The sequence below is a fragment of the Streptomyces sindenensis genome (assembly GCF_014649035.1).
In the GTDB taxonomy this organism is placed as follows: domain Bacteria; phylum Actinomycetota; class Actinomycetes; order Streptomycetales; family Streptomycetaceae; genus Streptomyces; species Streptomyces sindenensis.
The window spans coordinates 22,222-36,670 of the sequence record NZ_BMSG01000021.1; the positions used below are offsets into that span (position 1 = coordinate 22,222).

Genomic DNA, 14,449 nt, shown 5'->3' on the forward strand with positions numbered 1-14,449 from the left:
GTTCGGGTGGTGCGGCGCGCGGCTCCCCGGCCGGGCGGCCCCGCGCTGATAGCCGTAGTCCATGCCGCTCCTGACCCGCCGCCTGCGCCCCGCCCTGCTGGCGACCGCCTCGGCCGCCCTCGTCGCCGCCGCCCTGCCCGCCCCCGAGCCCCTGGGCATCGGCGACCGGCTCTTCCCCGAGCTGGGCAACCCCGGCTACGACGTCCTCGCGTACGACATCGCCCTCACGTACCACGGCAGCAACACCGAACCCCTGGACGCCGTCACCAGGATCAGGGCCCGTACCACCGCCCCGCTCGACCGGATCAACCTCGACTTCGCCCGGGGGACCGTGCGGGGCGTGGAGGTCAACGGGCAGAGCGTGGACTTCGGCAGCAAGCGAGAGGACCTCGTCCTCCAGGCCCCCCGCCGCCTCCCCGCGGGCGTACCGCTGAACATCACCGTCCGGCACACCAGCGACCCGAGCGGATCCGGGGACGACGGCGGCTGGGTGCGGACCGCCGACGGGCTCGCCATGGCCAACCAGGCCGACGCCGCCCACCGCGTCTTCCCGGGCAACGACCACCCCTCGGACAAGGCGTACTTCACCTTCCGGATCACCGCCCCGCACCGGCTGACGGCGGTCGCGGCCGGGCTGCCCGTGGCGAAGACCCGGCACGGTTCCTCGACCACCTGGACGTACCGCACCGAGCACCCCATGGCCACCGAACTGGCCCAGGTCTCCATCGGCTGCTCCGCCGTCGCGCATCGCACAGGACCGCACGGACTGCCGGTGCGCGACGTCGTCCCGGCCGCCGACCGGAAGAAGCTGGAGCCCTGGCTGGAGAAGACCCCGGCCCAGCTGGAGTGGATGGAGCGGCGGGTCGGCCGCTACCCCTTCGAGACGTACGGGGTGCTCGTCGCCGACAGCCCCATCGGGTTCGCCCTGGAGACCCAGACGCTGTCGCTGTTCGGGAAGTCCTTCTTCACCGAGCCCGCCTACCCGGAGTGGTACGTCGACTCGGTGATGGTCCACGAGCTGGCCCACCAGTGGTTCGGCAACAGCGTCACGCCCGCGAGCTGGTCCGACCTGTGGCTCAACGAGGGACACGCCAGCTGGTACGAGGCCCGGTACGCCGAGGAGAAGGGCGGCCCGACCCTGGAACGCCGGATGCGTGAGGCGTACAAGCTGTCCGACGGCTGGCGCGCGGACGGCGGTCCTCCGGCGCACCCGGACGGCCCGGCCCCCGGGCAGAAGCTCAGCCTGTTCCGCCCGGTCATGTACGACGGCAGCGCGCTGGTCCTCTACGCCCTGCGCCAGGAGATCGGCGAGAGGGCCTTCGACCGGCTGGAGCGCACCTGGGTCCGGGCGCACCGGGACTCCACGGCGACCACCGCGGACTTCACCCGGCTGGCGGCCGGTGTCGCCGGCCGTGATCTGACCGCTTTCTTCGACGGCTGGCTGTACGGGAAGAAGACTCCGCCGATGCCCGGCCACCCGGACTGGCGCAGCGCGAAACCCGCGTGACGGGCCCAGCGGGGCCGTGCCACTATCGACGCGTCGGCGCGGCGGACCGCACCGGAGTTCCTCGAAGGGAATCATCCGGGGAGATCACACGTTGTGACTGACGTACAGACTTCTATCGACGTAAGGATCCAATGACCTCCTCTTCTTCCCTTCCCCAGGACGCGCAGGACGCGCAGAGCGCCACGGAGGACACCACCGAGAGCCTCACCGAGGCCCGCCGGGCCGACGCCCTGATGGAAGAGGACGTCGCCTGGAGCCACGAGATCGACGGAGCCCGGGACGGCGACCAGCTCGACCGTTCCGAGCGTGCCGCCCTGCGGCGCGTGGCCGGTCTCTCCACGGAGCTCGAGGACGTCACCGAGGTCGAGTACCGCCAGCTGCGCCTGGAGCGCGTGGTGCTGGTGGGCGTCTGGACCTCGGGGACGGTGCACGACGCGGAGATTTCCCTCGCGGAGCTCGCCGCCCTCGCCGAGACGGCGGGCGCCCAGGTGCTGGACGCGGTGTACCAGCGGCGGGACAAGCCCGACCCGGCGACGTACATCGGTTCGGGCAAGGCGCTGGAGCTGCGCGACATCGTGCTCGAATCCGGTGCCGACACCGTCGTCTGCGACGGTGAGCTGAGCCCCGGCCAGCTGATCCACCTGGAAGACGTCGTCAAGGTCAAGGTGGTCGACCGGACCGCCCTGATCCTCGACATCTTCGCCCAGCACGCCAAGTCCCGCGAGGGCAAGGCGCAGGTCTCGCTGGCGCAGATGCAGTACATGCTGCCGAGGCTGCGCGGCTGGGGCCAGTCGCTCTCCCGGCAGATGGGCGGCGGCGGTTCCAGCGGTGGTGGCGGTATGGCCACCCGTGGTCCCGGTGAGACCAAGATCGAGACGGACCGGCGACGGATCCGCGAGAAGATGGCGAAGATGCGCCGGGAGATCGCGGAGATGAAGACCGGCCGCGAGATCAAGCGGCAGGAGCGCAAGCGCAACAAGGTGCCCTCCGTCGCCATCGCCGGATACACCAACGCGGGCAAGTCGTCCCTGCTCAACCGGCTGACCGGGGCCGGTGTCCTCGTGGAGAACGCCCTGTTCGCCACCCTGGACCCGACCGTCCGCCGGGCCGAGACGCCGAGCGGCCGGATCTACACCCTGGCCGACACCGTCGGCTTCGTCCGGCACCTGCCGCACCACCTCGTCGAGGCGTTCCGCTCCACGATGGAAGAGGTCGGCGAGTCCGATCTCATCCTCCACGTGGTGGACGGCTCCCACCCGGTGCCGGAGGAGCAGCTCGCCGCGGTTCGCGAAGTGATCCGGGACGTCGGCGCGGTGAACGTACGAGAGATCGTCGTCATCAACAAGGCGGACGCGGCGGACCCCCTGGTCCTCCAGCGCCTCCTGCGCAACGAGAAGTACGCGATCACGGTCTCGGCCCGCACGGGCGAGGGCATCGAGGAGCTGCTCGCGCTCATCGACGCCGAGCTGCCCCGGCCGTCCGTCGAGGTCGAGGTGCTCGTGCCGTACATCCAGGGGGCTCTGGTCTCCCGGGTGCACGCCGAGGGTGAGGTGCTCTCCGAGGAGCACACCGCCGAGGGCACCCTGCTCAAGGCCCAGGTCCACGAGGAGCTGGCCGCCGAGCTGGAGACCTTCGCCCTCGCCGCGCACTGACGGCCGCGGGACCGCAGACCGTACGACAGCCGAAGGCCCGGCCCGGACTCGCTGGAGAGTCCGGGCCGGGCCTTCGGCGTACGGCCGGCGTCCGTGCCTACTGACCGGCGAACTTGTCGCTCATCGTCGCGAAGGTGCGCCGGGCGTCCTCGCCGAGCCGGGGCCCGGCCAGCCAGCCCGCGGTGACCGGGCCGATCGACGTGTTGGAGACCAGCATCGACTTCCCGTCCGGTCCGGCGACGAACCAGCCGCCACCGGAGGAGCCGCCGGTCATGGTGCACCCGATCCGGTACATGGTCGGGGTCCCCGGGGCGATCGAGAGCCGCCCGGGACGGTCGACGCACTGGTGCATCAGCAGACCGTCGTACGGCGGACCCGCCGGGTAGCCCCAGGCGCCCATCCCGCTGATCTGCTGGATCTCCGGTGCGTCGAAGGAGACCGGCAGCGCGTTGCCCACCGTCTCCTCCAGCGACTTCGTCCCGTTCTGGGGCTTCACGTGCAGGACCGCGTAGTCGTACGGCGCGCCGGCGCCGCCCGTCGGACCGCCGCCCGAGATCCACTCGCCGGAGGCCGCGGCCCAGTCCGCCCAGTAGGAGCCGTACGGGGCGACCTCCTGCGGCTGCGCGGTCCGCAGCTGCGCCGCGTTCTTGCCCTGGTCGTTGTACGAGGGCACGAAGATGATGTTGCGGTACCAGCCGCCGCCCGCGCCCGCGTGCACGCAGTGCCCGGCGGTCCACACGAGGTTGGACTTCCCGGGGTTCTTCGGGTCCTTCACGACCGTGCCGGAGCACACCATGGAGCCCTTGGGGGAGTCGAAGAAGACCTTGCCGACCGGGGCGGCGTGCCGGTGGTAGGGCAGCTTCTCCGGCTTGGCCTGCACCGGGGCGGGCTCCGGGTCGCTGACGTTCTGGCCGGCGGAGAGGTCACCGGCCGTCATCGTCTTGGCGGGCTCCTCGGCGGTGGCCATCCGGTCCGGCTTCCAGAGCCCGTCGATGACCGGGTTGACGAAGTCCTCGGCCTTGCGGAGCCAGCCGTCCTTGTCCCAGTTCTTCCACCCCCCGTCCTTCCACTTCTCCGGGTCGACCCCGTGCTTCTCCAGGGCGTCACTCAGATCACCGGGCAGGCCGGCGGCGGGGCCCTTGTCGGCCGCCCCGTTCGTGGCCGACGGCTTGGCGGCCGCGGAGTCCTCCTCGGGGCCGCAGGCCGTGGCCGTCAGCGTGAGCGCCGCGACGAGGCCGGTGGCGGCCAGCAGCGGACGTATCGATCGCATGGAAGAAATCCCCCTGAACAGCTGATGCGTGCGATGGTGCGCGACCCCGCCGGGCGCGGAAGCGCGGTGATGCCCGGTGATGCGCGGTCGCGGTCGTGCATTCTGTCATGTGCTTGTCATGTGGGGCGCCGGAGCTGGGCCACGGGTTGCAGAGGCTCCTCCCGGCAGAGGGCCGCCGGTCGAACACGGCCCAGGCGGACGGCCGCCGATCGAACACGGCCCCCGGCAGACGACTGCCGGGGGCCGTGGGCCCGCAGGCCCTTGCGGGCTCTAGCGGCCCGCGTACTTCTCACTCACCGCGCGGTAGATGCCCTCGGCTTCCTTGCCGAGCCGCGGGCCGGCCAGCCAGCCCGCCGTGACCGGGCCGATCGAGGTGTTCGAGACCAGGGCGGGCTTGCCGTCCTGCCCCGCCGCGACCCAGCCGCCGCCGGAGGAACCACCGGTCATCGTGCAGCCGATGCGGTACATCGTGGGCTGCTCCCGGAAGACCGAGAGCCGCCCCGGCTTGTCCTTGCACTGGAGCAGCTTCTGACCGTCGTACGGCGGCGCCGCCGGGTAGCCCGTGGCCGTCATCCCGGCGATCTTCGGCACGGCCGGAGCGTTGAACTCGACCGGCAGCGCCGAACCGACCGTCTCCTCCAGCGACTTGCCGCCCGCGCCCTTCTCCGGCGTCACGTGGAGCACCGCGAAGTCGTAGGGCGCGCCCTGGCCGCCGGTCGCGGCGCCCTGCTCGATCCACTGCTCGGAGGTCTGGGCCCACTGACCCCACCACACACCGTAGGGAGCGATCTTCTCCTTGGGCGCGGTCTCCAGCTGGGCCAGCGACAGACCGTCGTTGTTGTACGCCGGGACGAAGGCGATGTTGCGGTACCAGCCGCCCTCCTTGCCCGCGTGCACGCAGTGCCCGGCGGTCCACACCATGTTGGACTTGCCGGGGTTCGCCGGGTCCTTCACGACGGTCGCGGAACAGACCATCGAGCCCTTCGGGCCGTCGAAGAGCAGCTTCCCGGACTCCGGGGCGTTGTCGTGGTACGGCGTCGCGACACCGGCGGCCCGGACCGGGGCCGGCGTCGGGTCCGTCACGCCGTCGTCGCCCGAGATGTCGTTGTCGACCGGGTTCTCCGGGGGCTTGTCGGCGTCCCGCATCCGGTCCGGGTCCCACAGGTCCTCGATGATCGGGTTGACGAAGTCCTTGGCCTCACGCAGCCACTTGTCCTTGTCCCAGTTCTTCCACTCCCCGTCCCGCCACTTGTCGGGGTCGATCCCGTGCTCCTTGAGCCGGTTCTTGAGGTCGTCCGGAAGGGTGACCTTGCCGTCGGACTGACCGGCCGAGGCACTGGGCGTACCGCCCGCGTTGTCCTCCTCCGGGCCGCACGCGGTGGCGGTGAGCGCCAGCACGGCGGCGACGGCGGTCGCGGCGAGCGCGGAGGAGGGCATGCGCCGTGCGCGCCTCCCGCCGCGTGCGGTATCGGTCGGGCGAATGGGTCGCATCTCGTGATCCCCCTGGGACTTCGTCACTCGGTACTCGTGCTGCATTGCGGACACGTCGGGCGCCGGAGCAGGTGCTTCCGCGCCGCTGTGCGGCCCCCCCACTATGCCGGTGCCGATGGGGACGGTACGCGGCAGGTCCACGGTTCCGTCGCCGCGAGGATGTTCCGATTTACCCGTGATCCATCGCGGACGGCGTCGTTGGTACGTGCGGGGGACACCAGGACAGCGTTCACGGCCTCGGTGCGTCCGCGCGAAATCGTACCGACGTGCAACGCAACTGTTACCGCAGGAGGATCAAGAGCCGTGTCCGTGACCGAACCCGCACCGGTGGCGCCGCCCTCCGCGCACGAGGGCATCCTCCGCCGCCAGTCCTTGCGCGAATCGGCGGCCCGCACCTACGCCCGGTCCCTGCCGATCGTCCCGGTGCGCGCCCGCGGGCTCACCATCGAGGGCGCGGACGGACGCCGGTATCTGGACTGCCTGTCGGGCGCGGGCACCCTGGCGCTCGGCCACAACCACCCGGTCGTGCTCGAAGCGATCCGCAAGGTCATCGACTCCGGCGCACCCCTGCACGTGCTGGACCTCGCCACCCCGGTCAAGGACGCCTTCACCACCGAGCTGTTCGCCACCCTGCCCCGGCAGTTCGCCGACACCGCCCGCATCCAGTTCTGCGGTCCCGCCGGAACGGACGCCGTCGAGGCCGCGTTCAAGCTGGTCCGCGCCGCGACCGGCCGCTCCGGCCTGCTGACCTTCACCGGCGCCTACCACGGCATGACCGCCGGAGCCCTGGAAGCCTCCGGCGGCGCCACCGACGTACGGGTCACCCGGCTGCCCTTCCCGCAGGACTACCGCTGCCCGTTCGGGACCGGCGGCGAACACGGCGCCACGCTCGCCGCTCGGTGGACCGAACACCTCCTGGACGACCGCAAGGGCGGGGTGCCGGCCCCCGCGGGGATGATCGTGGAACCGGTCCAGGGCGAGGGCGGCGTCAACCCCGCCCCCGACGCCTGGCTGCGCCGCATGCGCCGGATCACCGAGGAGCGGTCCATTCCGCTCATCGCCGACGAGGTCCAGACCGGGGTCGGCAGGACCGGGGCGTTCTGGGCCGTCGAGCACAGCGGCATCGTCCCCGACGTCATGGTCCTCTCCAAGGCGATCGGCGGCTCCCTGCCCCTCGCCGTGATCGTCTACCGCGCTGAGCTGGATCTTTGGCAGCCGGGTGCGCACGCGGGTACGTTTCGTGGCAACCAGCTCGCCATGGCGGCGGGCGCGGCCACGCTCGCGTACGTCAGGGAGAACCAACTGGCGGACCGCGCAGCGGCCCTGGGGGCCCGGATGCTCGCCTCGCTCAGGGAACTGAGGGCGCATCACCCGGGAATCGGTGACGTACGGGGGCGTGGACTGATGATCGGCCTGGAGCTGGTGGATCCCGAGAGCGCGCCCCTGCCCGCCGAGGCCGGCGACCCCGCCCCGGCCCCACCGCCCGACCCGGCCCTCGCCCTCGCCGTCCAGCAGGAATGCCTGCGACGCGGGCTCATCGTCGAACTCGGCGGCCGGCACGGCGCCGTGGTCCGCCTTCTGCCGCCCCTCACCCTCACCGACGAGCAGGCCACTGCCGTCGTCGACCGTCTCGCCGACGCGCTGGCAGCCGCGACAAGCTCCCCGCGCCGTCGGACCACCGCCGGGCCGACCACCTGACCCCAAAATCCCCACAAGGAAGAACGCCGTGAACCCCACCCCCGCGTCCGAGGCCGACGGCCCCGGTACCCCCCAGCACCGAGGGCAGGACGGACCGGCCGCCCCCGGCACGGTCGAGGCGACGACCGTGCCCCGCCAGAAAACCCCGCACGACCCCGCGGCCTGTGCGCCCGGGCCGGACCTCGCGGCCCGGAGCCAGGGCTGTGACGCGCTCGACGACCCGGACCCGCTGCGGGCCGCCGACGCGGCGGGCACCGAAAGCCTGCTGCGCTGCTGGACCCGGGAGAACGACCTGCCCCGCCCCGCCGGCGACACCCTGCGCATCGCCTTCCCCACCAGCGGCACCGCCCTCCTCGTCCCCGTGCACTACTGGTCCGCCACCGGGGCCCACCGCTTCGGCGCGCCCACCCTGGAGAACGCCCCCGACGGCGCCCCGCCCGCCGACGCCGCCACCGTCGCCGTCCTCATCGGCCGCGAGGGCGGCGAGAGCGGTGCGGGCGATCTGGTCGCCCGGGTCGCCGACTCCGTACGCCACACCGCCGGCTTCATCGAACAGCGGCGGCGCAGCCCGGCCGACCCCGCCGAGGCGGACCTCTTCCTCACCGCCGAACAGGCCCTGCTGCTAGGACACCCCCTCCACCCCACGCCCAAGAGCCGCGAGGGCCTCTCCGAATCGGAGTCCCGCCGCTATTCACCGGAGCTCCACGGCTCCTTCCCGCTGCACTGGTTCGCCGTCGACCGGACGCTGGCCGCCACCGACTCCGCCTGGACCGAAGGCGGCCCGACCACCGCCGAGGAGCTGCTGGCCCCGCACGCCGAAGGGCTGAAGACGCCCCCCGGCACCGTCGCCGTCCCCGTCCACCCCTGGCAGGCCGCCGACCTGCTCCACCGCCCCCAGGTCCGCGCCCTCGCCGAGACCGGTCTCCTCCACGACCTCGGCCCGCACGGCGAGCCCTGGCACCCCACCTCCTCCATCCGCACCGTGCACCGCCCCGACGCGCGGGTCATGCTCAAGCTCTCCCTCGGCGTACGCATCACCAACTCCCGCCGGGAGAACCTCCGCAAGGAGCTCCACCGGGGCGTCGAGGTCCACCGCCTCCTGTCGACCGGCCTCGCCGAGCACTGGCAGCGCCGGCACCCCGGCTTCGACATCGTCCGCGACCCCGCCTGGCTCGCCGTCGACGACCCCGAGGGCACCCCCGTCACCGGGCTCGACGTGGTGCTCCGCCACAACCCCTTCGGCCCGGGCGACGACGCCGCCTGCATCGCCGGACTCACCGCACAGCGCCCCCGGCCCGGCCGCCCCGGCATGCACTCACGGCTCGCGGAGGTCATCTCCGGCCTGTGCGCCCGCACCGGCCTCGCCGGCACCGACGTCTCCGCCGAGTGGTTCCGGCGCTATCTGGACCACGTCGTGCGCCCCGTCCTCTGGCTCGACGCCCACGGTGGCATCGCCCTCGAAGCCCACCAGCAGAACACCCTCGTCCTCCTCGACCCGGACGGCTGGCCGGTCGGCGGCCGCTACCGGGACAACCAGGGGTACTACTTCCGCGAATCCCGCCGCGACGAGCTGGACCGGCGGCTCCCCGGCATCGGCTCGGCCAGCGACACCTTCGTCTCCGACCCGGTCACCGACGAGCGGTTCGCCTACTACCTCGGCATCAACAACGTCCTCGGACTCATCGGGGCGTTCGGTGCCCAGCGCCTGGCCGATGAACAGCAACTCCTCACCGTCCTGCGCCAATTCCTCGAACAGACGGCGGAACTGGGCTCGCCCCTGCCCGCGTATCTCCTGGAGCACCGCCAACTGCGCTGCAAGGCCAACCTGCTGACCCGGCTGCACGGCCTCGACGAGCTGGTCGGACCGGTCGACACCCAGTCCGTCTACGTCACCATTGCCAACCCGCTGCACAACTGAACCGGCGCACCCGTCAGACTCCGACCGCACCCGCACCGGAGAAGCTCACCGACCGCACCCGGTCCAGAGAGGAGAGCGCCACCGTGCCTCCCGCCGACGCCTCAGCGGAACCCGGCACCGCACCCGACGGCGGGAGCACCGGAGCCGAGGACACCCTCGACCTGAAGCTCACCGAGGAGCTCCTCGCGCTGATCGCCGAGGACCGGAGCGCCGGGTCCGGGCGGGCCACCGCCTCCGGTGACCTGCTGGGCGACCCGGGCTCCTGGCAGCCCGCACGGACCGCGGCGGGGGAGTTCGCCCTCCTCCCCGTCCGGCTGGAGCGCGACCTCCCCGTCATCAGCCGCTGGATGAACGACCCCGCCGTGGCCGCCTTCTGGGAGCTCGCCGGACCCCAGTCCGTCACCGCCGACCACATCCGGCCCCAGCTCGAAGGGGACGGGCGCAGCGTCCCCTGTCTCGGCGTGCTCGACGGCACCCCCATGAGCTACTGGGAGATCTACCGGGCCGACCTCGACCCCCTGGCCCGCCACTACCCCGCGCGCCCCCACGACACCGGCGTCCACCTCCTCGTCGGGGGCGTGAAGAATCGCGGCCGGGGCGTGGGCACCACGCTGCTCCGCGCCGTCGCCGACCTCGTCCTGGACAACCTTCCCCGCTGCGCGCGGGTCGTCGCCGAACCCGACCTGCGCAACACACCGTCCGTATCCGCGTTCCTCAGCGCCGGCTTCCGCTTCTCCGCCGAAGTGGATCTCCCCGACAAACGCGCCGCGCTGATGATCCGCGACCGAACGTACCGAGCCCAGCTGTGACTTGCTCTCCGCACCGCCCAAACCGCTCGAACCTCATAGGTTCCCTCCGGAGGAGTCCCCGTGCCGATATCTCCCACGAGCCGTGATGCAGTCGAATCCCCGCAGCTGTTCAGTCCTCCGGAGCTGAACCGACAGATCTGGGACCGGGCTGCGGCGAGGCTCCTCGCCAAGATGCTCGGCGAGTTCGCCTACGAGAAGATCATTGAGCCGGTTCCGGAGCCCGGGACCGGCGGACTCCACCGACTGACCCTCGACGACGGGGAAGCGCTCACTTTCACCGCCCGGCGCGGCGTCTACGGCAGCTGGCGCGTCGACCCCGATTCGATCGGGATCACGGCGCAGCCCCCGACCACCGCCCGGGCCGACAGCTCGCCGGCAGCCCCGGCCGACGTACAGTCCAACGGCTCGCCCGCAGCCCGGGCCGACAGCTCGCCCGCAGCCCAGGCGGACGTACAGTCCAACGGCTCGGCCGCCGCCTCCCGCCCGTTCCGCGACCCGCTGACCTTCCTCACCCGGGCCCGCGACCTCCTCGGGCTCGACGGCACGACGCTGGGCCACCTCATCCGCGAGCTGACCCTGACGCTGTCCGCCGACGCCCGGCTCGACCACACCGCGCTCACCGCGGACCGGCTCGCCGCCCTGGACTACGCGGAGCTGGAAGGCCACCAGACCGGCCACCCCTGGCTGGTGGCGAACAAGGGGAGGCTCGGCTTCTCCGCCTCCGACGCCGCCCGCTTCACCCCCGAGACCCGCAGCCCGCTCCGGCTGCCGTGGATCGCGGTCAGCACCCGCATCGCGCGGTTCCGGGGCGTCGGCCGCGTCGCCACCCCCGACCAGCTGTACGCCGGAGAGCTCGACCCGGACATCCGGGACGCCTTCGCGGACGTCCTGCGGGCCCGGGGACACGAGCCGCGGAACTACTTCTACCTCCCCGTGCACCCCTGGCAGTGGGACGAGTGGATCGTGCCGCTCTTCGCCCCGGCCATCGCCGACGGCGACATCGTGGCCCTGCACACCGACGGCGACGCCCGCCTCCCGCAGCAGTCCATCCGCACGTTCGCCAACGTGGACCGGCCCGAACGCCACACGGTGAAGCTCCCGCTCTCCATCCTCAACACCCTCGTCTGGCGTGGCCTGCCGACCGAACGGACCCTCGCCGCCCCCGCCGTCACCGCCTGGGTCCAAGGGCTGTGCGAGGGCGACCCCTTCCTGCGCGACACCTGCCGGGTCATCCTCCTCGGCGAGGTCGCCTCCGTCGCCGTCGAGCATCCGCTGTACGACCACCTCCCCGAAGCGCCCTACCAGTACAAGGAACTCCTCGGCACGATCTGGCGGGAGCCCCTGCCGCCCCGCCTCGCCCCGGGCGAACGCGCCCGCACGCTCGCCTCCCTCCTCCATACGGACCCGACGGGCCGCGCGTTCACCGCGGAGCTGGTCGAGCGCTCCGGCCTCGCCCCGGAGACCTGGCTGAAGCGGCTCTTCGCCGCCCTGCTGCCGCCTCTGCTGCACTTCCTCTACCGCTACGGCACCGTCTTCTCCCCGCACGGCGAGAACGCCATCGTCGTCTTCGACGAGAACGACGTGCCCGTACGGCTCGCCATCAAGGACTTCGTCGACGACGTCAACGTCAGCGCCCGCCCGCTGCCGGAACACGACACCATGCCCGACGAGGTGCGCGCCGTCCTGCTCACCGAGGAACCGTCCTTCCTCACCCAGTTCATCCACTCCGGCCTCTTCGTCGGCGTCTTCCGCTATCTGTCGCCCCTGTGCGAGGAGCAGCTCGGCGTCTCCGAGGACACCTTCTGGTCACTCGTCCGGGCGGAGATCGTGCGCCACCACGCCCGCTTCCCGGAGCTGAAGGAGCGGTTCGAGCTCTTCGACATGCTCACCCCCGAGATCGAACGCCTCTGCCTCAACCGCAACCGCCTGCATGTCGACGGCTATCGGGACCGGGCCAGCCGCCCGCACGCGGCGATCCACGGCACCGTTCGCAACCCGTTGCACCCCTCCGCCCCCGCCCGGGAGTGACCGTCATTGTCAGTCGTGCGCCGTAGGCTGGTCGGGCTATGACGAAGCCATCCCTCCCCGAGCTCCTGCACGCCGCCGTCACCGCCGTCGGCGGCACGGAACGGCCCGGCCAGGTCACCATGGCCGAGGCCGTCGCCGAGGCGGTCGACGACCAATCCCACCTGCTCGTCCAGGCCGGCACCGGTACGGGCAAGTCGCTCGGCTATCTGGTGCCCGCCCTGGCGCACGGGGAGCGGGTCGTCGTCGCCACGGCCACCCTCGCCCTCCAGCGCCAGCTCGTGGAGCGGGACCTTCCGCGTACGGTCGAGTCCCTGCATCCGCTGCTGCGCCGACGACCGCAGTTCGCCATGCTCAAGGGCCGGTCGAACTACCTCTGCCTGCACCGGCTGCATGAAGGGGTGCCGCAGGACGAGGAGGAGGGGCTCTTCGACCAGTTCGAGGCGGCGGCCCCGTCCAGCAAGCTGGGGCAGGACCTGCTGCGGCTGCGGGACTGGTCGGACGAGACGGAGACGGGTGACCGGGACGACCTCACGCCCGGCGTCTCCGACCGGGCCTGGGGCCAGGTCTCCGTCTCCTCCCGGGAGTGCCTCGGCGCCACGAAGTGCGCGTACGGCGCGGAGTGCTTCGCCGAGGCGGCCCGCGAGCGGGCGAAGCTCGCGGATGTCGTCGTCACCAACCACGCACTGCTCGCGATCGACGCCATCGAGGGCGCGCCGGTGCTGCCGTCCCACGAGGTGCTGATCGTCGACGAGGCCCACGAGCTGGTCTCCCGGGTCACCGGCGTCGCCACCGGCGAGCTGACCCCCGCCCAGGTCAACCGCGCCGTCCGCCGTGCGGCGAAGCTGGTCAACGAGAAGGCGGCCGACGCCCTCCAGACCGCGGCCGAGGGGTTCGAGCGGGTCATGGAGCTGGCGCTGCCCGGACGCCTCGAAGAGGTGCCCGAGGACCTCGGATACGCCCTGATGGCGCTGCGCGACGCGGCGCGCACGGTGATCTCCGCGATCGGCGCCACCCGGGACAAGTCGGTCGAGGACGAGAACGCCGTACGCAAGCAGGCACTGGCCTCGGTGGAGTCGATCCACGGCGTCGCGGAGCGCATCACCCAGGGCTCGGAGTACGACGTCGTCTGGTACGAGCAGCACGACCGCTTTGGCGCCTCCGTCCGGGTCGCCCCGCTCTCCGTGTCGGGGCTGCTGCGCGAGAAGCTGTTCGCCGAGCGGTCCGTGGTGCTGACCTCGGCCACCCTCAAGCTCGGCGGCGATTTCAACGGCGTGGGCGCGTCCCTCGGGCTGGCCCCCGAGGGCACGGCGGGCGAGGACGTCCCGCAGTGGAAGGGGCTGGACGTCGGCTCCCCGTTCGACTACCCGAAGCAGGGCATCCTCTATGTCGCCCGGCATCTGAACACCCCGGGGCGCGAGGGATCGCGTACGGACATGCTGGACGAGCTCGCCGAGCTGGTGGAGGCGGCCGGCGGCCGTACGCTGGGGTTGTTCTCCTCCATGCGGGGAGCCAAGGCGGCGGCCGAGGAACTGCGGGGGCGCCTGGACAAGCCGATCCTGCTCCAGGGCGAGGAGACACTCGGCGAGCTGATCAAGAACTTCGCGGCCGACCCCGAGACCTGCCTCTTCGGCACGCTCTCGCTCTGGCAGGGCGTGGATGTCCCGGGGCCGAGCTGTCAGCTGGTGGTCATGGACCGGATTCCGTTCCCCCGGCCCGACGATCCGCTGATGAGCGCCCGGCAGAAGGCGGTCGAGGAGGCGGGCGGCAACGGCTTCATGGCCGTCGCGGCGACGCACGCCGCCCTGCTGATGGCCCAGGGCGCGGGCCGACTGGTCCGGGCGACGGGCGACAAGGGCGTCGTCGCCGTGTTGGACCCGAGGCTTGCCAACGCGCGGTACGGAAGCTATCTGCGCGCCTCGCTGCCGGACTTCTGGTACACCACCGACCGGAACCAGGCGCGCCGCTCGCTGGCCGCCATCGACGCGAAGGCCAAGGCGGACGGGGCATAAAAGGGGCTTTCCGGGGGCTGTGCCGTCCGTCGGTTGCGCCGTCCCGGGAGAAGGCAGAGCCCCGGGA

The 14,449-nt window shown here is 72.2% G+C and carries 9 protein-coding genes; 7 read left to right on the forward strand and 2 right to left on the reverse strand.

The features are described from left to right. Positions 1-61 precede the first annotated feature (61 nt). Together IE145_RS21935 and hflX are read left to right on the forward strand one after the other, a co-directional pair. Positions 62-1,507 (forward strand): M1 family metallopeptidase, encoded by a 1,446-nt coding sequence (locus tag IE145_RS21935; protein ID WP_189527163.1) that lies wholly within the window; start codon positions 62-64, stop codon positions 1,505-1,507. A 131-nt stretch (positions 1,508-1,638) separates the two neighbouring features. Further along, on the forward strand, positions 1,639-3,159 hold the full coding sequence (gene hflX / locus IE145_RS21940) for a GTPase HflX (RefSeq protein ID WP_189527164.1): 1,521 nt from the start codon (positions 1,639-1,641) through the stop codon (positions 3,157-3,159). Between the two features lie 97 nt (positions 3,160-3,256). Here hflX and IE145_RS21945 read toward each other — a convergent pair whose 3' ends face one another. Further along, the gene (locus tag IE145_RS21945) at positions 3,257-4,429 is read right to left on the reverse strand and encodes a trypsin-like serine peptidase (RefSeq protein ID WP_189527165.1); all 1,173 of its coding nucleotides are present in this window, start codon (positions 4,427-4,429) and stop codon (positions 3,257-3,259) included. 270 nt (positions 4,430-4,699) lie between these two features. Further along, on the reverse strand, positions 4,700-5,866 hold the full coding sequence (locus IE145_RS21950; RefSeq protein WP_189527166.1) for a trypsin-like serine peptidase: 1,167 nt from the start codon (positions 5,864-5,866) through the stop codon (positions 4,700-4,702). A 357-nt stretch (positions 5,867-6,223) separates the two neighbouring features. Between IE145_RS21950 and IE145_RS21955 the strand changes: the two genes are divergently transcribed. From IE145_RS21955 to IE145_RS21975, 5 genes are all read left to right on the forward strand, one after another. Further along, positions 6,224-7,618, forward strand: coding sequence for a diaminobutyrate--2-oxoglutarate transaminase family protein (locus IE145_RS21955; protein WP_189527167.1), 1,395 nt, complete (start codon positions 6,224-6,226; stop codon positions 7,616-7,618). Positions 7,619-7,646: 28 nt separating this feature from the next. Further along, complete coding sequence (locus IE145_RS21960; RefSeq protein ID WP_189527168.1) at positions 7,647-9,536, forward strand: IucA/IucC family protein; 1,890 nt, start codon at positions 7,647-7,649, stop codon at positions 9,534-9,536. Between the two features lie 83 nt (positions 9,537-9,619). Further along, positions 9,620-10,345 (forward strand): GNAT family N-acetyltransferase, encoded by a 726-nt coding sequence (locus IE145_RS21965; protein WP_189527169.1) that lies wholly within the window; start codon positions 9,620-9,622, stop codon positions 10,343-10,345. Between the two features lie 60 nt (positions 10,346-10,405). Further along, the gene (locus IE145_RS21970) at positions 10,406-12,373 is read left to right on the forward strand and encodes an IucA/IucC family protein (protein ID WP_189527170.1); all 1,968 of its coding nucleotides are present in this window, start codon (positions 10,406-10,408) and stop codon (positions 12,371-12,373) included. Between the two features lie 38 nt (positions 12,374-12,411). Continuing rightward, positions 12,412-14,382 (forward strand): ATP-dependent DNA helicase, encoded by a 1,971-nt coding sequence (locus IE145_RS21975; protein ID WP_006128058.1) that lies wholly within the window; start codon positions 12,412-12,414, stop codon positions 14,380-14,382. The last annotated feature ends 67 nt before the right edge of the window (positions 14,383-14,449 follow it).